General features: G+C 40.0%; 29 protein-coding genes. All 29 read left to right on the top strand.

Annotated features, from left to right (window positions below; genetic code table 11):
* Positions 1-22: 22 nt before the first annotated feature.
* The 29 genes from rpsG to rpmJ all read left to right on the top strand — a co-directional run bounded on the left by rpsG (position 23) and on the right by rpmJ (position 16838).
* Entirely contained in the window at positions 23-493 is a 471-nt protein-coding gene (gene rpsG, locus A2U94_RS09935) for a 30S ribosomal protein S7 (RefSeq protein ID WP_013054923.1), read from the top strand.
* Between the two features lie 63 nt (positions 494-556).
* A complete protein-coding gene (fusA, locus tag A2U94_RS09940) occupies positions 557-2635 on the top strand; it encodes an elongation factor G (RefSeq protein WP_025909722.1) in 2079 nt (692 codons plus the stop codon).
* Positions 2636-2749: 114 nt separating this feature from the next.
* Complete coding sequence (gene tuf, locus A2U94_RS09945) at positions 2750-3940, top strand: elongation factor Tu (RefSeq protein ID WP_025909723.1); 1191 nt, start codon at positions 2750-2752, stop codon at positions 3938-3940.
* A 323-nt stretch (positions 3941-4263) separates the two neighbouring features.
* On the top strand, positions 4264-4572 hold the full coding sequence (rpsJ, locus tag A2U94_RS09950; protein ID WP_025909724.1) for a 30S ribosomal protein S10: 309 nt from the start codon (positions 4264-4266) through the stop codon (positions 4570-4572).
* A gap of 41 nt (positions 4573-4613) precedes the next feature.
* Positions 4614-5243: a 50S ribosomal protein L3 gene (gene rplC, locus A2U94_RS09955; protein WP_025909725.1), complete on the top strand. Its 630-nt coding sequence runs from the start codon at positions 4614-4616 to the stop codon at positions 5241-5243.
* Between the two features lie 28 nt (positions 5244-5271).
* On the top strand, positions 5272-5895 hold the full coding sequence (gene rplD / locus A2U94_RS09960) for a 50S ribosomal protein L4 (protein ID WP_025909726.1): 624 nt from the start codon (positions 5272-5274) through the stop codon (positions 5893-5895).
* A complete protein-coding gene (rplW, locus tag A2U94_RS09965; RefSeq protein WP_025909727.1) occupies positions 5895-6182 on the top strand; it encodes a 50S ribosomal protein L23 in 288 nt (95 codons plus the stop codon). The genes rplD and rplW overlap by 1 nt, the downstream gene beginning before the upstream one ends.
* Before the next feature lie 27 nt (positions 6183-6209).
* Positions 6210-7040 carry a 50S ribosomal protein L2 gene (gene rplB / locus A2U94_RS09970; protein WP_025909728.1) on the top strand — a complete coding sequence of 277 codons (831 nt, stop codon included), beginning with the start codon at positions 6210-6212 and terminating at the stop codon, positions 7038-7040.
* Between the two features lie 57 nt (positions 7041-7097).
* Complete coding sequence (gene rpsS, locus A2U94_RS09975; RefSeq protein WP_025909729.1) at positions 7098-7376, top strand: 30S ribosomal protein S19; 279 nt, start codon at positions 7098-7100, stop codon at positions 7374-7376.
* A 19-nt stretch (positions 7377-7395) separates the two neighbouring features.
* Positions 7396-7737, top strand: coding sequence for a 50S ribosomal protein L22 (rplV, locus tag A2U94_RS09980; protein WP_025909730.1), 342 nt, complete (start codon positions 7396-7398; stop codon positions 7735-7737).
* A gap of 3 nt (positions 7738-7740) precedes the next feature.
* Positions 7741-8397, top strand: coding sequence for a 30S ribosomal protein S3 (gene rpsC / locus A2U94_RS09985; protein ID WP_025909731.1), 657 nt, complete (start codon positions 7741-7743; stop codon positions 8395-8397).
* 2 nt (positions 8398-8399) lie between these two features.
* Complete coding sequence (rplP, locus tag A2U94_RS09990; protein WP_025909732.1) at positions 8400-8834, top strand: 50S ribosomal protein L16; 435 nt, start codon at positions 8400-8402, stop codon at positions 8832-8834.
* Entirely contained in the window at positions 8824-9024 is a 201-nt protein-coding gene (rpmC, locus tag A2U94_RS09995; protein ID WP_025909733.1) for a 50S ribosomal protein L29, read from the top strand. The genes rplP and rpmC overlap by 11 nt, the downstream gene beginning before the upstream one ends.
* A gap of 24 nt (positions 9025-9048) precedes the next feature.
* Positions 9049-9312, top strand: a complete 264-nt coding sequence (gene rpsQ / locus A2U94_RS10000; protein WP_025909734.1) for a 30S ribosomal protein S17 — start codon at positions 9049-9051, stop codon at positions 9310-9312.
* Between the two features lie 52 nt (positions 9313-9364).
* The gene (gene rplN / locus A2U94_RS10005; RefSeq protein WP_025909735.1) at positions 9365-9733 is read left to right on the top strand and encodes a 50S ribosomal protein L14; all 369 of its coding nucleotides are present in this window, start codon (positions 9365-9367) and stop codon (positions 9731-9733) included.
* Positions 9734-9784: 51 nt separating this feature from the next.
* Positions 9785-10096, top strand: coding sequence for a 50S ribosomal protein L24 (gene rplX / locus A2U94_RS10010; RefSeq protein WP_025909736.1), 312 nt, complete (start codon positions 9785-9787; stop codon positions 10094-10096).
* Positions 10097-10127: 31 nt separating this feature from the next.
* Complete coding sequence (gene rplE / locus A2U94_RS10015) at positions 10128-10667, top strand: 50S ribosomal protein L5 (protein WP_025909737.1); 540 nt, start codon at positions 10128-10130, stop codon at positions 10665-10667.
* 33 nt (positions 10668-10700) lie between these two features.
* On the top strand, positions 10701-10886 hold the full coding sequence (locus tag A2U94_RS10020; RefSeq protein WP_025909738.1) for a type Z 30S ribosomal protein S14: 186 nt from the start codon (positions 10701-10703) through the stop codon (positions 10884-10886).
* A gap of 30 nt (positions 10887-10916) precedes the next feature.
* Positions 10917-11315 (top strand): 30S ribosomal protein S8, encoded by a 399-nt coding sequence (rpsH, locus tag A2U94_RS10025; RefSeq protein WP_025909739.1) that lies wholly within the window; start codon positions 10917-10919, stop codon positions 11313-11315.
* A gap of 31 nt (positions 11316-11346) precedes the next feature.
* A complete protein-coding gene (gene rplF / locus A2U94_RS10030; protein WP_025909740.1) occupies positions 11347-11886 on the top strand; it encodes a 50S ribosomal protein L6 in 540 nt (179 codons plus the stop codon).
* Positions 11887-11918: 32 nt separating this feature from the next.
* On the top strand, positions 11919-12281 hold the full coding sequence (gene rplR / locus A2U94_RS10035; protein WP_025909741.1) for a 50S ribosomal protein L18: 363 nt from the start codon (positions 11919-11921) through the stop codon (positions 12279-12281).
* Positions 12282-12301: 20 nt separating this feature from the next.
* Entirely contained in the window at positions 12302-12802 is a 501-nt protein-coding gene (gene rpsE, locus A2U94_RS10040; RefSeq protein ID WP_025909742.1) for a 30S ribosomal protein S5, read from the top strand.
* A 13-nt stretch (positions 12803-12815) separates the two neighbouring features.
* Positions 12816-12998: a 50S ribosomal protein L30 gene (rpmD, locus tag A2U94_RS10045; RefSeq protein WP_025909743.1), complete on the top strand. Its 183-nt coding sequence runs from the start codon at positions 12816-12818 to the stop codon at positions 12996-12998.
* 33 nt (positions 12999-13031) lie between these two features.
* The gene (rplO, locus tag A2U94_RS10050) at positions 13032-13472 is read left to right on the top strand and encodes a 50S ribosomal protein L15 (RefSeq protein WP_025909744.1); all 441 of its coding nucleotides are present in this window, start codon (positions 13032-13034) and stop codon (positions 13470-13472) included.
* A gap of 2 nt (positions 13473-13474) precedes the next feature.
* The gene (secY, locus tag A2U94_RS10055) at positions 13475-14767 is read left to right on the top strand and encodes a preprotein translocase subunit SecY (protein ID WP_025909745.1); all 1293 of its coding nucleotides are present in this window, start codon (positions 13475-13477) and stop codon (positions 14765-14767) included.
* A 64-nt stretch (positions 14768-14831) separates the two neighbouring features.
* The gene (locus A2U94_RS10060; protein WP_025909746.1) at positions 14832-15485 is read left to right on the top strand and encodes an adenylate kinase; all 654 of its coding nucleotides are present in this window, start codon (positions 14832-14834) and stop codon (positions 15483-15485) included.
* On the top strand, positions 15482-16228 hold the full coding sequence (map, locus tag A2U94_RS10065; protein ID WP_025909747.1) for a type I methionyl aminopeptidase: 747 nt from the start codon (positions 15482-15484) through the stop codon (positions 16226-16228). Before A2U94_RS10060 ends, map begins: the two co-directional genes overlap by 4 nt.
* Before the next feature lie 240 nt (positions 16229-16468).
* Positions 16469-16687 carry a translation initiation factor IF-1 gene (gene infA / locus A2U94_RS10070; protein ID WP_025909748.1) on the top strand — a complete coding sequence of 73 codons (219 nt, stop codon included), beginning with the start codon at positions 16469-16471 and terminating at the stop codon, positions 16685-16687.
* Positions 16688-16724: 37 nt separating this feature from the next.
* A complete protein-coding gene (rpmJ, locus tag A2U94_RS10075) occupies positions 16725-16838 on the top strand; it encodes a 50S ribosomal protein L36 (protein ID WP_003156543.1) in 114 nt (37 codons plus the stop codon).
* Positions 16839-16855: the final 17 nt, after the last annotated feature.

The raw sequence follows: 16855 nt of genomic DNA on the forward strand, positions 1-16855 counted from the left end.
TAAGTGAAAGGAGGAAATTAGAATGCCACGTAAGGGTCCTGTTGCAAAGAGAGACGTATTACCAGATCCAATTTACAATTCAAAGCTTGTATCACGCTTAATCAACAAAATGATGCTTGATGGAAAGCGCGGTAAATCACAAGCTATTCTTTATAGAGCATTCGATCTAGTACAAGAGCGCAGTGGTAAAGAAGCTATGGAAGTATTCGACCAAGCTCTTAAAAACATCATGCCTGTATTAGAAGTTAGAGCACGCCGTGTAGGGGGTTCTAACTACCAAGTTCCTGTAGAAGTACGTCCAGAGCGTCGTACAACTCTAGGTCTTCGTTGGTTAGTAAACTATGCTCGTCTTCGTGGAGAAAAAACGATGGAAGAGCGTTTAGCTAACGAAATCCTTGACGCAGCTAACAACACTGGTGCTGCAGTTAAGAAACGTGAAGATACTCATAAAATGGCAGAAGCGAACAAAGCGTTTGCTCACTACCGTTGGTAATCTTTTAACGAATCAACTTAAAAAACTAATTATAATTATAATATGGAAGGAGAAATACCTAACATGGCAAGAGAGTTCTCCTTAGAAAACACTCGTAATATTGGTATCATGGCTCATATTGATGCTGGTAAAACAACAACAACTGAGCGTGTTCTTTATTATACTGGTCGTATCCATAAAATTGGTGAAACTCATGAAGGAGCTTCACAAATGGACTGGATGGAGCAGGAGCAAGAGCGTGGTATTACAATCACGTCTGCTGCAACAACTGCTTCTTGGAAAGGTCACCGTGTTAACATCATCGATACTCCTGGACACGTAGACTTCACTGTAGAAGTTGAACGTTCACTTCGTGTACTTGATGGTGCGGTGGCAGTTCTTGATGCTCAATCTGGTGTTGAGCCTCAAACAGAAACTGTATGGCGTCAGGCTACTACATACGGTGTACCGCGTGTAGTATTCGTAAACAAAATGGATAAAATCGGTGCTGACTTCTTGTACTCTGTTAAAACGATTCATGATCGTTTAGGTGCAAATGCTCACCCAATCCAATTGCCAATCGGTGCTGAAGATCAATTCACAGGAATCATTGACTTAGTGGAAATGAAAGCTTACCACTACGGTAATGACCTAGGAACTGATATTCAAGAAATTGAGATTCCAGAAGAATACAAAGAATTAGCTGAAGAATATAATGCTAAACTTGTAGAAGCTGCTGCAGAACTTGATGAAGAATTAATGATGAAGTATCTTGAAGAAGGCGAGCTTAGCGTTGAAGAACTAAAAGCTGCTATCCGTAAAGGTACTTGTGACGTTGAATTCTTCCCAGTTCTTTGTGGATCAGCGTTCAAAAACAAAGGTGTACAATTAATGTTGAACTCGGTAATTGATTACTTACCAGCTCCAACAGATGTACCAGCAATCAAAGGTATCACTCCTGATACTGATGAAGAAGTTGTACGTCCATCTAGCGACGACGCTCCATTCTCAGCTTTAGCGTTTAAAGTAATGACAGATCCATACGTAGGGAAATTAACATTCTTCCGCGTATATTCTGGAATTCTTAACTCTGGTTCTTATGTACAGAACTCTACAAAAGGTAAGCGTGAGCGTGTAGGACGTATCCTACAAATGCATGCTAACTCTCGTGAAGAGATTTCAGCTGTATATGCTGGAGATATCGCTGCTGCTGTAGGTTTGAAAGATACTACTACTGGTGACACTTTATGTGATGAAAAGAATCTTGTTATTCTTGAGTCTATGGAGTTCCCAGAGCCAGTTATTTCATTATCTGTTGAGCCTAAGTCAAAAGCTGACCAAGATAAGATGACAACTGCTCTTCAAAAACTACAAGAAGAAGATCCAACTTTCCGTGCGGAAACTAACACAGAGACTGGTCAAATCATCATCTCTGGTATGGGTGAACTTCACTTAGATATCATCGTTGACCGTATGCGTCGCGAGTTCAAAGTAGAAGCTAACGTTGGTGCTCCTCAAGTAGCATACCGTGAAACTTTCCGCGGTTCTGCGAAAGTTGAAGGTAAATTTGCACGTCAATCTGGTGGTCGTGGACAATTCGGTCACGTTTGGATTGAGTTTGAACCGAACGAAGAAGGTAAAGGCTTCGAATTCGAAAACAAAATTGTTGGTGGTGTAGTTCCACGTGAATACATCCCTGCAGTTCAAGCTGGTCTTGAAGATGCACTTCAAAACGGTGTATTAGCAGGTTACCCAGTAATCGATGTTAAAGCTGCTTTAGTAGACGGTTCTTACCATGACGTTGACTCAAGTGAGATGGCGTTTAAAATTGCTGCTTCTATGGCACTTAAAAACGCAGTTTCAAAATGTAACCCAGTTATTCTTGAGCCAATGATGAAAGTTGAAGTTGTAATTCCTGATGAGTACTTAGGTGACATCATGGGTGACATCACTTCTCGTCGTGGACGTGTAGAAGGTATGGAAGCTCGCGGAAACGCTCAAGTAGTACGCGCATTCGTACCACTTTCTGAAATGTTTGGTTATGCAACTGCATTACGTTCTAATACTCAAGGTCGTGGAAACTACTCAATGCACTTTGATCATTATGAAGAAGTACCAAAGTCTATTTCAGAAGAAATTATTAAAAAAAATAAAGGTGAATAATTGATTTTCACTCTTTATTAAAGTATAACTACTTATGTACGCTGTGAAAGTGGAGTTGATTCCTTTTCACGGCCTCATAAATTTACATTATAAGAAATTAAGGAGGCGTTACGAATGGGTAAAGAAAAATTCGACCGTTCAAAAACACATGCCAATATTGGTACAATTGGTCACGTTGACCATGGTAAAACAACTTTAACAGCTGCTATCACTACTGTACTTGCTAAGAAAAGCGGTAAAGGTGCAGCTATGGCTTATGACATGATCGACGCTGCTCCAGAAGAGCGCGAGCGTGGAATCACAATCTCAACTGCACACGTTGAGTATGAAACTGACACTCGTCACTATGCACACGTTGACTGCCCAGGACATGCTGACTACGTTAAAAACATGATCACTGGTGCTGCACAAATGGATGGCGGTATCTTAGTAGTATCTGCTGCTGATGGCCCAATGCCACAAACTCGTGAGCACATCCTTCTTTCTCGTCAAGTAGGTGTTCCATACCTAGTTGTATTCTTAAACAAATGTGACATGGTAGACGATGAAGAGTTACTTGAATTAGTAGAAATGGAAGTACGTGACCTTCTTTCTGAATACGACTTCCCAGGTGACGATGTACCGGTAATCAAAGGTTCTGCTCTTAAAGCTCTTGAAGGAGATGCTGATTGGGAAGCTAAAATCATCGAGCTTATGGACGCTGTTGATGAGTACATCCCAACTCCAGAGCGTGACACTGAAAAACCATTCATGATGCCAGTTGAGGACGTATTCTCAATCACTGGTCGTGGTACAGTTGCTACTGGTCGTGTTGAGCGTGGACAAGTTAAAGTTGGTGACGTTGTAGACATCATCGGTTTAGCTGAAGAATCAAAATCTACTACTGTAACTGGTGTAGAAATGTTCCGTAAGCTTCTTGACTATGCTGAAGCTGGTGACAACATCGGTGCTTTACTTCGCGGTGTTTCTCGTGAAGATATCCAACGTGGACAAGTACTAGCTAAACCAGGTACAATCACTCCACACACTAAATTCAAAGCTGAAGTATACGTTCTTTCTAAAGAAGAAGGTGGACGTCACACTCCATTCTTCAGCAACTACCGTCCTCAGTTCTACTTCCGTACAACTGATGTAACTGGTATTTGTAACTTACCAGAAGGCGTAGAAATGGTAATGCCTGGCGACAACATCGAAATGACTGTTGAACTTATTGCTCCAATCGCGATTGAAGAAGGTACTAAATTCTCAATCCGTGAAGGTGGACGTACAGTAGGCGCTGGCGTTGTAGCTACAATCACTGAGTAATCTTTTACTCTTTAAAAAAGAAGCAGGAAATCCTGCTTCTTTTTTTTTGGTCATAAAAGGTAAATAGAGAATTTATGATTACACTTGCATTGTGTATTTGTTTTATATATAATGAAAAAAGTGCGCAACAGAAAAAAGTTTTATATTTTATATAAAAGACTGTTGCAATACCGACCCATTTTTAGTACAATAAGAATGTTGGTCTTTGACTGCGATGATGCGGAAGGTTGCCGACACACCCGGCCGCTTTGCCATGGCGAGTGTGGGGAAATTTCCGCGGAGAATGTCTATTTAGAAAGATAGGCGAAAAAGGAGGGAAAATAATGGCAAAAGAAAAAATTCGCATTCGTTTAAAAGCATACGATCACAGAATTCTTGATCAATCAGCTGAGAAAATCGTAGAAACTGCTAAACGCTCTGGCGCTACAGTATCTGGTCCGATTCCGTTACCAACTGAGAAATCAGTTTATACAATTCTACGTGCTGTGCACAAATATAAAGATTCTCGTGAGCAATTCGAAATGCGCACGCATAAACGCTTAGTTGATATCGTGAATCCAACACCACAAACTGTTGATTCATTAATGCGTTTAGATTTACCATCTGGTGTAGATATCGAAATTAAACTTTAATTTAAAATAAAGAATGAAGACATACTTAGGAGGTGTGACTAATGGCCAAAGGAATCTTAGGAAGAAAGATCGGTATGACTCAAGTATTCGCTGAAAACGGTGATTTAATCCCTGTAACAGTAATTGAAGCTACTCCAAACGTAGTTCTTCAAGTTAAAAACGCTGAGACAGACAGTTACGAAGCAATCCAATTAGGTTTTGAAGATATTCGTGAGAAATTATCTAACAAACCTGCTAAAGGACACGCTTCTAAAGCTAATACTGCTCCTAAGCGCTTCATCCGTGAGTTACGCGGAGTGAACGCTTCAGAATATGAAGTTGGTCAAGAAGTCAAGGTTGATATTTTCGCAGAAGGCGATGTAATCGATGTAACAGGAGTTTCAAAAGGTAAAGGTTTCCAAGGTGCTATTAAACGCCACGGACAATCTCGTGGACCAATGTCTCACGGTTCTCGTTACCACCGTCGCCCAGGTTCAATGGGTCCTGTTGCTCCAAACCGCGTATTCAAAGGTAAATTATTACCAGGACGCATGGGTGGAGAGCGCATTACAGTTCAAAACTTATCAATCGTAAAAGTTGACGTAGAACGCAACCTTTTATTAGTAAAAGGTAACGTGCCAGGAGCTAGAAAATCTCTAGTAACTGTGAAATCTGCGGTTAAATCTAAATAATAATTCTTCGAGAAAGGAGGAATAACCAATGCCAAAAGTAGCATTGTTTAACCAAGACGGTAAAAACGTTGGTGAAATCGAATTACAAGATGCCGTATTCGGTATCGAACCTAATAACAAAGTACTTTTTGATGCAATCATCATGCAACGTGCAGCGATGCGTCAAGGTACTTCTAAAGTAAAAAATCGTTCTGAAGTACGTGGTGGTGGTCGTAAGCCATGGCGTCAAAAAGGTACTGGTCGTGCACGTCAAGGATCTATCCGTTCTCCACAATGGCGTGGTGGTGGCGTAGTATTTGGTCCAGTTCCAAGAAGCTATAGCTACAAATTACCTAAAAAAGTTCGTCGTTTAGCTATTAAGTCTGCTTTATCTACAAAAGTTCAAGATAACAGCATTGTTGTACTTGAAGCTTTATCTTTTGATGCTCCAAAAACAAAAGAGATGGTAGCAGTTCTTAAAAACCTAACAGTAGAGCGCAAAGCATTAGTAGTAACTGCTGATCTTAACGAAAATGTTGCACTTTCAGCACGTAACATTCCTGGTGTAACAGTTGTTACAGCTAACGGATTAAGCGTATTAGACGTTGTTAATCACGATAAGCTTGTAATCACTAAAGACGCAGTTGAAAAAGTAGAGGAGGTGCTTGCATAATGAAAGATCCTCGTGATATTATTAAGCGCCCCGTAATTACAGAACGTTCAACAGACTTAATGACTGAGAAGAAATACACTTTTGAAGTTGATGTAAAAGCTAATAAAACTGAAGTTAAAGATGCGATCGAAAGAATCTTTGACGTAAAAGTTGAAAAAGTAAATGTCATGAACTACAAAGGTAAATTCAAACGTGTAGGTCGTTATAGCGGTCTTACAAACCGTCGTCGTAAAGCGGTAGTAACGCTAACTCAAGAAAGCAACGAAATCGAATTCTTCGAAGCTTAAGATTAATAGAGAAGGAGGGAAATTGAGATGGCGATTAAAAAGTACAAACCAACCTCAAATGGTCGTCGTGGTATGTCGGTTTCAGATTTCGCTGAAATCACTACTGACAAACCAGAAAAATCGTTACTTGCACCTGTTACACGCAAAGGTGGTCGTAACAACCAAGGTAAAATCACTGTTCGTCACCAAGGTGGTGGGCACAAACGTCAATACCGTATCATCGACTTTAAACGTGATAAAGATGGAATACCTGGACGCGTTGCTACAGTCGAGTATGATCCAAACCGTTCAGCAAACATCGCATTAATCAATTATGCTGATGGTGAAAAACGTTACATTCTTGCTCCTAAAAACCTTAAAGTAGGTATGGAAGTTATGTCAGGTACTGAAGCTGACATTAAAGTAGGTAACGCTCTTCCACTAGCAAACATTCCTGTTGGTACAGTAGTACACAACATCGAATTAAAACCAGGTAAAGGTGGACAATTAGTACGTTCAGCGGGTGCTTCTGCACAAGTACTTGGTAAAGAAGGTAAATACGTATTAGTACGTTTAACTTCTGGTGAAGTTCGCATGATTCTAGCTACTTGCCGCGCTACTGTAGGTCAAGTAGGTAATGAACAACACGAACTAATCAACATTGGTAAAGCTGGTCGTTCTCGTTGGTTAGGTATCCGTCCAACTGTTCGTGGTTCTGTAATGAACCCTAATGATCACCCACACGGTGGTGGTGAAGGACGTTCACCTATCGGACGTAAGTCTCCAATGAGTCCATGGGGCAAACCAACACTTGGATTTAAAACTCGTAAGAAGAAAAATAAATCCGATAAATTTATCGTTCGTCGTCGTAAAAAATAACGGGATTGAGCTACGGTTCAAGCGAACCGTAGAACAATCACGAAGGGAGGTTCACTTATGGGTCGCAGCTTAAAAAAAGGACCTTTTGTTGATGGACACTTAATTAATAAAATTGAGAAGTTAAATGAAACAGACAGCAAACAAGTTGTTAAGACTTGGTCTCGTCGTTCAACTATTTTCCCTCAATTCATCGGTCACACTATTGCTGTATATGACGGTCGTAAACATGTACCTGTTTATGTAACTGAAGATATGGTAGGTCATAAACTTGGTGAATTCGCACCAACTCGTACTTATAAAGGTCACGCAAGTGACGATAAGAAAACAAGACGCTAATATGAGAGGAGGCTTTTAAATGCAAGCTAAAGCTGTTGCGAGAACAGTACGTATTGCTCCTCGTAAAGTTCGTTTAGTTGTAGATTTAATTCGAGGTAAGCAAGTGGGTGAAGCATTAGCAGTGCTACTTCACACGCCTAAGGCTGCTTCTCCGGTTGTTGAGAAACTATTAAAATCTGCTATTGCCAATGCAGAACACAATTATGAAATGGACGCTAACAACTTAGTTGTTTCTGAAGTTTTTGTTGACGAAGGTCCAACTTTAAAACGTTTCCGTCCACGTGCTCAAGGTCGTGCAAGCCAAATTAACAAACGCACAAGCCACATTACAATCGTGGTATCAGAAAAGAAGGAGGGATAATTCATGGGTCAAAAGGTAAATCCAGTTGGTCTACGCGTCGGCATCATCCGTGATTGGGAATCAAGATGGTTCGCTGGTAAAGACTATGCTGACTTATTACATGAAGACTTAAAAGTACGTGAATATATCGCTAAACGTCTTAACGATGCAGCTGTTTCTAAAGTAGAAATCGAACGTGCTGCTAACCGTTTAAACGTAACGATCCACACTGCAAAACCTGGTATGGTAATTGGTAAAGGTGGTACTGAAGTTGAAGCACTTCGTAAAGCTCTTAACCAATTAACAGGCAAGCGTGTACACATCAACATTTTAGAAATTAAAAGAGCTGACTTAGATGCTAAGCTTGTTGCTGAAAACATCGCTCGTCAACTTGAAAATCGTGTATCATTCCGTCGTGCGCAAAAGCAATCAATTCAACGCACAATGCGTGCTGGTGCACAAGGTATCAAAACAATGGTATCTGGTCGTCTAGGCGGAGCTGACATTGCTCGCTCTGAATACTATAGTGAAGGTACAGTTCCACTTCATACACTTCGCGCTGATATCGATTATGCTCATGCTGAAGCAGATACAACTTACGGTAAGCTTGGCGTGAAAGTATGGATCTATCGTGGAGAAGTCCTTCCTACTAAAAAGAAATCTGAGGAAGGAGGAAAATAATAATGTTATTGCCAAAACGCGTTAAATATCGTCGCGAACACCGCGGAAAAATGCGAGGACGTGCAAAAGGTGGTACTGAAGTACACTTCGGTGAGTTCGGTTTACAAGCTTTAGAAGCTTCTTGGATTACAAACCGTCAAATCGAATCTGCTCGTATCGCTATGACTCGTTACATGAAACGTGGCGGTAAAGTATGGATTAAAATTTTCCCTTCTAAACCTTATACTGCTAAACCACTAGAAGTGCGCATGGGTTCTGGTAAAGGTGCACCTGAAGGTTGGGTAGCTGTTGTTAAGCCTGGTAAAGTAATGTTTGAAATCTCAGGCGTATCTGAAGAAGTTGCTCGTGAAGCATTACGTTTAGCAGCTCACAAGCTACCAGTAAAGTGTAAGTTTGTAAAACGTGAAGAAATTGGTGGTGAATCTAATGAAAGCTAATGAAATTCGTGACCTTACCACTGCCGAAATTGAACAAAAAGTTAAAGCTTTAAAAGAAGAGTTATTCAACCTTCGTTTCCAATTAGCGACTGGACAATTAGAGAATACTACTCGTATTCGCGAAGTACGCAAAGCGATTGCTCGCATGAAGACTGTAGTTCGTGAAAGAGAGATCGCTGCTAATAAATAATAAGTCTGAGAGGAGGCTTTCAGAATGAGTGAACGCAATCAACGTAAAGTTTACACTGGCCGCGTAGTTTCTGACAAAATGGATAAGACTGTTACTGTTCTTGTAGAAACATACAAAAAGCATTCGCTTTACGGTAAACGTGTAAAGTACTCAAAAAAGTTCAAAGCTCACGATGAGAATAACACAGCTAAAGTGGGCGATATCGTGAAAATCATGGAAACTCGTCCGTTATCAGCTACTAAACGTTTCCGTCTAGTAGAAGTTGTAGAAGAAGCTGTTATTATCTAATAGTGAAAGACAGATCGGATAAGAATGATTCATCCGAAGGGAGGTTTCGTACATGATTCAACAAGAATCTCGTTTAAAAGTTGCAGACAACTCTGGTGCGCGTGAAGTACTTACTATCAAAGTATTAGGTGGTTCTGGTCGTAAGACAGCTAATATTGGTGATGTTATCGTTTGTACGGTGAAACAAGCAACACCAGGAGGCGTTGTTAAAAAAGGTGACGTTGTTAGAGCAGTAGTAGTACGTACAAAACGCGGTGTTCGTCGTAACGACGGTTCATATATCCGTTTTGACGAAAATGCTTGCGTAATCATCCGTGACGATAAGAGTCCACGTGGTACTCGTATCTTTGGACCAGTTGCTCGTGAATTACGTGACAACAACTTCATGAAGATCGTATCTTTAGCTCCAGAAGTTATCTAATTATATATTAATGAATAAAAACAAAATGCCTTTTAAGGAGGTGCGAATAGGATGCATGTAAAAAAGGGCGACAAAGTAGTGGTTATCTCTGGTAAAGATAAAGGCAAACAAGGCGAAGTACTTGCTGCTTTTCCAAAGAAAAACCGTGTACTTGTAGAAGGCGTAAACGTAGTGAAAAAACACTCTAAACCTTCTCAAGTAAATCCACAAGGTGGAATCGTTAGCCAAGAGGCACCTATCCACGTATCTAACGTAATGCCATTAGATCCGAAATCTGGTGAGCCAACACGTGTTGGTTACAAAGTAATCGACGGCAAAAAGGTACGTGTAGCAAAAAAATCTGGTGAAACTTTAGATAAATAATTATTGAAATGTGAAGGGAGGTATAGTTCACATGAACCGTCTTAAAGAGAAATTTACAAAAGAAATTACACCTGCTCTAGTGAGCAAGTTTAATTATGAATCTGTAATGCAAGTGCCAAAGATCGAAAAGATCGTTATTAACATGGGTATCGGTGAGGCTGTTTCTAACTCAAAAGCTTTAGATAACGCTGTTGAAGAATTAGCTGACATCACTGGTCAAAAACCTATCGTAACTCGTGCTAAGAAATCTATTGCAGGTTTCCGTCTGCGTGAAGGTATGCCAATCGGTGCTAAAGTAACTTTACGCGGCGAGCGCATGTATGAGTTCTTCGATAAATTAGTTTCAGTTTCACTTCCACGTGTACGTGATTTCCGTGGAGTATCTAAAAAAGCATTTGATGGTCGTGGAAACTACACATTAGGTGTTAAAGAGCAATTGATCTTCCCAGAGATCGATTATGATAAAGTGAGCAAAGTTCGTGGTATGGATATCGTTATTGTTACAACAGCAAACACTGATGAAGAAGCTCGTGAGCTTTTAACTCAGTTCGGTATGCCATTCCAGAAGTAATAACTGCCAACGTTAAGCAGAGGAGGCGAAAATGTGGCTAAAAAATCAATGATTGCGAAGCAAAAACGCCAGCAGAAGTTCAAAGTACAAGAGTACACACGTTGCGAACGTTGTGGACGTCCACACTCAGTACTACGTAAATTCAAGCTTTGCCGTATTTGTTTCCGTGAGCTTGCTTATAAAGGTCAAATTCCTGGTGTTAAAAAAGCTAGTTGGTAAAACCCAAGTTTGGGAAGGAGGTAAATTAATATGGTAATGACTGATCCTATTGCAGATTTACTAACTCGTATCCGCAATGCGAACATGGTTCGTCATGAAAAAATCGAAGTTCCTGCTTCTAACATTAAGAAGCAAATTGCAGAAATCCTTAAGCGTGAGGGTTTTGTGCGTGATGTAGAATACATCGAAGATAACAAACAAGGTATCATCCGTATCTTCTTAAAATACGGTGCAAACAATGAGCGTGTAATTACAGGCTTAAAACGTATCAGTAAACCTGGTCTACGTGTATATGCAAAAACAAACGAAGTACCTCGTGTACTTAACGGTTTAGGAATTGCAATCGTTTCTACTTCTCAAGGTGTTTTAACTGACAAAGAAGCTCGTCAAAAACAAACAGGTGGAGAAGTATTAGCATACGTTTGGTAATAAGTTTTTAAAGTGAATGGAGGTGTAAGTTATGTCACGTGTTGGTAAAAAGCCTTTAGAACTTCCTGCAAGTGTTACAGTTACAAACGAAAACAACACTGTAACTGTAAAAGGGCCAAAGGGTGAATTGACTCGTACATTCCACCCTGAGATTGAAATCAAAGTTGAAGATAACGTATTAGTTGTAACTCGTCCTAGCGACAACAAGGAGCACCGTGCTCTTCACGGAACTACTCGTAGCCTATTAGGTAACATGGTTGAAGGTGTTACAAATGGTTTCGAACGTGGTTTAGAATTAGTCGGTGTTGGTTACCGTGCGCAAAAATCTGGTAGCAAATTAGTATTGAGTGTTGGATACTCTCATCCAGTTGAGATCACTCCAGAGCAAGGTATCGAAGTTGAGGTTCCTTCTCAAACTAAAATTGTTATTAAAGGTATCGATAAAGAGCGTGTAGGTGCATTAGCTGCAAATATCCGTGACGTTCGCCCACCAGAGCCTTACAAAGGTAAAGGTATTCGTTATGAAGGTGAATATGTTCGTCGTAAAGAAGGTAAAACTGCTAAGAAGTAATGCCAGTTAGGTAAAAGAAAGGAGTGACCGAAATGATCACGAAGCAAGATAAGAACAAAGTTCGTAAGAAAAGACATGCTCGTGTTCGTGCTAAATTGTCTGGTACTGCAACTCGTCCACGTTTAAACGTGTACCGTTCTAACCAACATATTTATGCACAAGTCATTGACGATTTAAATTCAGTAACAATCGCTAGTGCGTCTACTTTAGATAAAGATCTTTCTTTAGAAAGTACTAGTAACGTTGAAGCTGCTACAAAAGTTGGCGAATTAGTTGCTAAACGCGCAGTAGAAAATGGCGTGAAAGAAGTAGTATTCGATCGTGGCGGTTATTTATATCATGGTCGCGTAAAAGCTTTAGCTGACGCTGCTCGTGAAGCTGGATTACAATTCTAATTGTAAAAGGAGGGAAAATCATGCGTCGTATTGATCCAAATAAATTAGAGCTTGAAGAACGTGTTGTTACCGTTAACCGCGTAGCTAAAGTTGTTAAAGGTGGACGTCGTTTCCGCTTTGCTGCTTTAGTAGTAGTTGGTGACAAAAACGGTCATGTTGGATTTGGTACTGGTAAAGCACAAGAGGTACCAGATGCAATCCGTAAAGCAATTGAAGATGCGAAGAAAAACTTAATCACTGTACCTATGGTTGGTACTACAATTCCACACGAAATCCTTGGACAATTTGGTGCAGGTCAAATTTTCTTGAAACCTGCTTCTGAAGGTACGGGAGTTATCGCTGGTGGTCCAGTTCGTGCGGTATTAGAATTAGCTGGCGTAAGTGATATTCTATCTAAATCTTTAGGTTCAAATACTCCAATTAACATGGTACGTGCAACTCTTAACGGTTTAGCTAACCTAAAACGTGCAGAAGAAGTTGCAAAACTACGTGGTAAGTCTGTAGAAGAACTGTTAGGATAAGGAGGGACACAGAATGGCAAACAAATTAGCAATTACCCTCACTCGTAGCGTAATTGGTCGTCCAGAAGATCAACGTGTAACTGTTCGTACACTTGGCTTACGTAAAGTAAACCAAACTGTCGTTCAAGACGATAATCCTGCAATTCGCGGTATGATTAACAAAGTAGCTCACCTTGTTACAGTAAAAGAGCAATAATTATAAATTGTCACTCTAAGGAGGTGCTCCGGAATGAAACTTCATGAATTACAACCAGCTGCAGGTTCACGTAAAGTGCGTAACCGTGTAGGTCGTGGTACTGGTTCAGGTAACGGAAAGACTTCAGGTAAAGGTCACAAAGGGCAAAACGCTCGTTCTGGCGGTGGCGTAAGACCTGGATTCGAAGGTGGTCAAACGCCTTTATTTCGTCGTCTTCCAAAACGTGGCTTCACTAACATCAATCGCAAAGAGTATGCGATCGTTAACCTTGAAGCTTTAAATCGTTTTGAAGATGGAACTGAAGTAACACCAGAACTATTAATTGAAACTGGTTTAGTAAGCAAAGAGAAGGCTGGTATTAAAGTGCTTGGTAACGGTACATTATCTACTAAGCTAACTGTTAAAGCTGCTAAGTTCTCCTCATCTGCTAAAGAAGCTATTGAAGCTGCTGGCGGAACTGCAGAGGTGATCTAATAATGTTTCAAACAATCTCCAATTTAATGCGCGTACGTGAAATTAGACAAAAAATCTTTTTCACATTGTTAATGTTAGTTATTTTCCGAATTGGTACTTTTATTCCTGTACCTAGTGTTAATACGGATGTACTGAAGTTGCAAGACGAGTTAAATGTATTTGGAGTTCTAAATACATTTGGCGGTGGGGCTCTTCAAAACTTCTCTATACTTGCAATGGGCATTATGCCTTATATTACAGCATCCATCATCGTTCAATTATTGCAGATGGATGTTGTACCTAAGTTTACAGAATGGTCAAAGCAAGGAGAGGTTGGGCGTCGTAAACTTGCCCAAGTAACTCGTTACGGAACAATTGTGCTTGGATTTATCCAGGCATTAGGTATGTCTATAGGATTTAACAATATGTCGGGTGGGCAATTAATTGCTAATCCCGGAGTCGCTACTTATCTTTTAATTGCTGTCGTACTAACGGCAGGAACAGCGTTCTTAATGTGGTTAGGCGAACAGATTACAGCGAAAGGCGTCGGTAATGGTATTTCCATCATTATCTTTGCTGGTATCGCTGCTGGGATCCCTACAACACTCAACCAGATCTACGCTCAGCAATTCGAAGATGTTGGGGATCAGTTATTTATTCGTATTGTGACAGTTGTTTTAATTGCACTTGCTGTATTAGCTATTGTAGTTGGTGTTATTTATTTCCAACAAGCTTTACGAAAAATACCTATTCAATATGCAAAGGGTTCAGCCGGTCGTAATCCTACGGGTGGTCAGTCCACACATTTACCGTTAAAAGTAAATGCTGCTGGGGTTATTCCTGTTATCTTTGCAGTTTCATTCATTATTACTCCACCAACGATTGCATCATTCTTCGGTCCGAATGATGTGACAGATTGGATTCAAAAGACGTTTGACTATACTCAGCCAATTGGTATGATAGTATATGTTGCGTTAATCATTGCTTTCTCATATTTCTACACATTTGTTCAGGTTAACCCAGAGCAAGTAGCAGAAAACTTGAAGAAGCAAGGTGGATACATTCCAGGTATTCGCCCTGGTAAAAGCACACAAGAATATTTAACAAAAGTGTTGTACCGCTTAACATTAATCGGTTCAATTTTCCTTGCGTTAATTGCTGTACTACCAGTGATTTTTATCCAGGTTGCAAATTTACCTCAGTCTGCACAGATTGGTGGTACTAGTTTGTTAATCGTTGTCGGTGTAGCTCTTGAGACAATGAAACAGCTTGAGAGTCAATTAGTGAAACGACATTATAAAGGGTTTATTAAATAAAGGGTTTAGTGGGAAGCAGCTTGCTTTCCCATTAAACAGATAGATACTGAGGGGGAAGCAAAAAATGAATTTAGTGTTAATGGGCCTTCCTGGTGCTGGGAAAGGTACTCAAGCAGAACAGATCGTTGAGCATTACGATATCCCTCATATCTCAACAGGAGATATGTTCCGAGCTGCAATTAAAGAAGGAACGCCTCTAGGCTTAAAAGCTAAATCATTTATGGATCAAGGTAATCTTGTACCAGATGAAGTAACAATCGGTATTGTTCGTGAACGTTTAAACAAACAAGATTGTGAAAATGGCTTTTTACTTGATGGATTCCCAAGAACAGTAGCACAGGCAGACGCTCTTGAAACAATCTTAGAAGAATTAAACAAAAAGATTGATTATGTTATTAATATTGATGTAGATGAAAGTATCCTTATGGAACGCCTTACAGGGCGTCGCATTTGTAAAGACTGTGGAGCTACTTACCACCTTGTATTCAACCCTCCTGCTAAAGAAGGCGTTTGTGACAAGTGTGAGGGAGAGCTGTACCAGCGTGCAGATGATAATGAGGAAACTGTTTCAACTAGACTCTCAGTTAACGTTGAACAATCAAAACCATTACTTCATTTCTATGAAGAAAAAGGTTATTTACGCAATATTAATGGTAATCAAGACATTAACGTTGTATTTGACGACATCCGTAATTTACTCGGGGGAGTCAAGCAATGATCATTTGCAAGACGCCGCGTGAAATTGCAATCATGCGTGAAGCAGGGAAAATTGTAGCTTTAACTCATCAAGAGTTAAAAAAACATATTCAACCTGGTATTACGACGGAAGAATTGGATGCAATTGCTGAAAAATTTATTCGTCAACATGATGCAATTCCGTCTTTTAAAGGGTATAATGGTTTTCGCGGTAGTATTTGTGCTTCTGTAAACGAAGAATTAGTTCATGGTATTCCAGGAAACAGAAAGCTGCAAGAAGGAGATATCATCAGCATTGATATTGGTGCTAAATACAATGGCTATCACGGTGATTCTGCTTGGACGTACGGAGTTGGAAAGATTTCAGAAGAAAATCAACGGCTTCTAGATGTCACAGAGCAATCTCTTTATAAAGGCTTAGAGCAAGCTAAGCCCGGCGATCGATTATCGAATATTTCACATGCTATTCAAACGTATGCAGAATCTCAAAACTTTTCAATTGTAAGAGAATATGTTGGTCATGGTGTTGGCCAAGATTTACATGAGGATCCGCAGATTCCACATTATGGTCCACCAAATAAAGGACCGCGTCTACGTCCAGGCATGGTGTTGGCAGTAGAGCCAATGGTGAACGCTGGAACTCGATATGTCAAAACATTATCTGATAACTGGACTGTTGTAACAGTCGACGGAAAGATGTGTGCGCATTTCGAACATACAATTGCAATCACTGAGACGGGATATGAAATTCTAACAACGCTGTAGTTGGTAGTTAAGGTTATCTCTATCCATTCCTCGCTAGATGCACTGGACAGTTAAACAGTAATTATCTAAATTCACGATGCTCGTTTTTCGTCTGAATTGCTGTTAAAATGGTAAAGATGTATATTACAAACGTGATCCATCTTGAATTTAATGATTACGATCTCCGGATGTTCAGAACAGGTTCTTTTTAAGTCAATTAATGATAGCTTGTTACTGTTGCAAAGAAAGGAGAGCACTTTAATGGCAAAAGACGATGTAATTGAAGTAGAAGGTACAGTCCTAGAGACTTTACCTAATGCAATGTTCAAGGTAGAATTAGAAAATGGTCATACAGTACTTGCTCATGTATCTGGTAAGATTCGTATGCACTTCATTCGCATTTTACCTGGTGACAAAGTAACTGTAGAATTATCACCATACGATTTAACTCGCGGTAGAATTACGTACCGTTTCAAATAAAACCTATGCACTCCGTACTATCAAGGAGGTATGAAACATGAAAGTCAGACCATCGGTAAAGCCGATCTGCGAAAAATGTAAAGTAATCCGCAGAAAAGGGAAAGTAATGGTAATTTGTGAAAACCCTAAGCATAAACAAAAACAAGGTTAATCATAAGGAGGTGCACT

The organism is Bacillus sp. VT 712, assembly GCF_001614195.1.
GTDB classification, from domain to species: domain Bacteria; phylum Bacillota; class Bacilli; order Bacillales; family Bacillaceae_H; genus Priestia; species Priestia flexa.

Excerpts from the sequence above, each read along its gene's own strand:
- rpsG (WP_013054923.1), top strand. The coding sequence starts at position 23 with ATGCCACGTAAGGGTCCTGTTGCAAAGAGAGACGTATTACCAGATCCA.
- fusA (WP_025909722.1), top strand. The coding sequence starts at position 557 with ATGGCAAGAGAGTTCTCCTTAGAAAACACTCGTAATATTGGTATCATG.
- tuf (WP_025909723.1), top strand. The coding sequence starts at position 2,750 with ATGGGTAAAGAAAAATTCGACCGTTCAAAAACACATGCCAATATTGGT.
- rpsJ (WP_025909724.1), top strand. The coding sequence starts at position 4,264 with ATGGCAAAAGAAAAAATTCGCATTCGTTTAAAAGCATACGATCACAGA.
- rplC (WP_025909725.1), top strand. The coding sequence starts at position 4,614 with ATGGCCAAAGGAATCTTAGGAAGAAAGATCGGTATGACTCAAGTATTC.
- rplD (WP_025909726.1), top strand. The coding sequence starts at position 5,272 with ATGCCAAAAGTAGCATTGTTTAACCAAGACGGTAAAAACGTTGGTGAA.
- rplW (WP_025909727.1), top strand. The coding sequence starts at position 5,895 with ATGAAAGATCCTCGTGATATTATTAAGCGCCCCGTAATTACAGAACGT.
- rplB (WP_025909728.1), top strand. The coding sequence starts at position 6,210 with ATGGCGATTAAAAAGTACAAACCAACCTCAAATGGTCGTCGTGGTATG.
- rpsS (WP_025909729.1), top strand. The coding sequence starts at position 7,098 with ATGGGTCGCAGCTTAAAAAAAGGACCTTTTGTTGATGGACACTTAATT.
- rplV (WP_025909730.1), top strand. The coding sequence starts at position 7,396 with ATGCAAGCTAAAGCTGTTGCGAGAACAGTACGTATTGCTCCTCGTAAA.
- rpsC (WP_025909731.1), top strand. The coding sequence starts at position 7,741 with ATGGGTCAAAAGGTAAATCCAGTTGGTCTACGCGTCGGCATCATCCGT.
- rplP (WP_025909732.1), top strand. The coding sequence starts at position 8,400 with ATGTTATTGCCAAAACGCGTTAAATATCGTCGCGAACACCGCGGAAAA.
- rpmC (WP_025909733.1), top strand. The coding sequence starts at position 8,824 with ATGAAAGCTAATGAAATTCGTGACCTTACCACTGCCGAAATTGAACAA.
- rpsQ (WP_025909734.1), top strand. The coding sequence starts at position 9,049 with ATGAGTGAACGCAATCAACGTAAAGTTTACACTGGCCGCGTAGTTTCT.
- rplN (WP_025909735.1), top strand. The coding sequence starts at position 9,365 with ATGATTCAACAAGAATCTCGTTTAAAAGTTGCAGACAACTCTGGTGCG.
- rplX (WP_025909736.1), top strand. The coding sequence starts at position 9,785 with ATGCATGTAAAAAAGGGCGACAAAGTAGTGGTTATCTCTGGTAAAGAT.
- rplE (WP_025909737.1), top strand. The coding sequence starts at position 10,128 with ATGAACCGTCTTAAAGAGAAATTTACAAAAGAAATTACACCTGCTCTA.
- rpsH (WP_025909739.1), top strand. The coding sequence starts at position 10,917 with ATGGTAATGACTGATCCTATTGCAGATTTACTAACTCGTATCCGCAAT.
- rplF (WP_025909740.1), top strand. The coding sequence starts at position 11,347 with ATGTCACGTGTTGGTAAAAAGCCTTTAGAACTTCCTGCAAGTGTTACA.
- rplR (WP_025909741.1), top strand. The coding sequence starts at position 11,919 with ATGATCACGAAGCAAGATAAGAACAAAGTTCGTAAGAAAAGACATGCT.
- rpsE (WP_025909742.1), top strand. The coding sequence starts at position 12,302 with ATGCGTCGTATTGATCCAAATAAATTAGAGCTTGAAGAACGTGTTGTT.
- rpmD (WP_025909743.1), top strand. The coding sequence starts at position 12,816 with ATGGCAAACAAATTAGCAATTACCCTCACTCGTAGCGTAATTGGTCGT.
- rplO (WP_025909744.1), top strand. The coding sequence starts at position 13,032 with ATGAAACTTCATGAATTACAACCAGCTGCAGGTTCACGTAAAGTGCGT.
- secY (WP_025909745.1), top strand. The coding sequence starts at position 13,475 with ATGTTTCAAACAATCTCCAATTTAATGCGCGTACGTGAAATTAGACAA.
- A2U94_RS10060 (WP_025909746.1), top strand. The coding sequence starts at position 14,832 with ATGAATTTAGTGTTAATGGGCCTTCCTGGTGCTGGGAAAGGTACTCAA.
- map (WP_025909747.1), top strand. The coding sequence starts at position 15,482 with ATGATCATTTGCAAGACGCCGCGTGAAATTGCAATCATGCGTGAAGCA.
- infA (WP_025909748.1), top strand. The coding sequence starts at position 16,469 with ATGGCAAAAGACGATGTAATTGAAGTAGAAGGTACAGTCCTAGAGACT.
- rpmJ (WP_003156543.1), top strand. The coding sequence starts at position 16,725 with ATGAAAGTCAGACCATCGGTAAAGCCGATCTGCGAAAAATGTAAAGTA.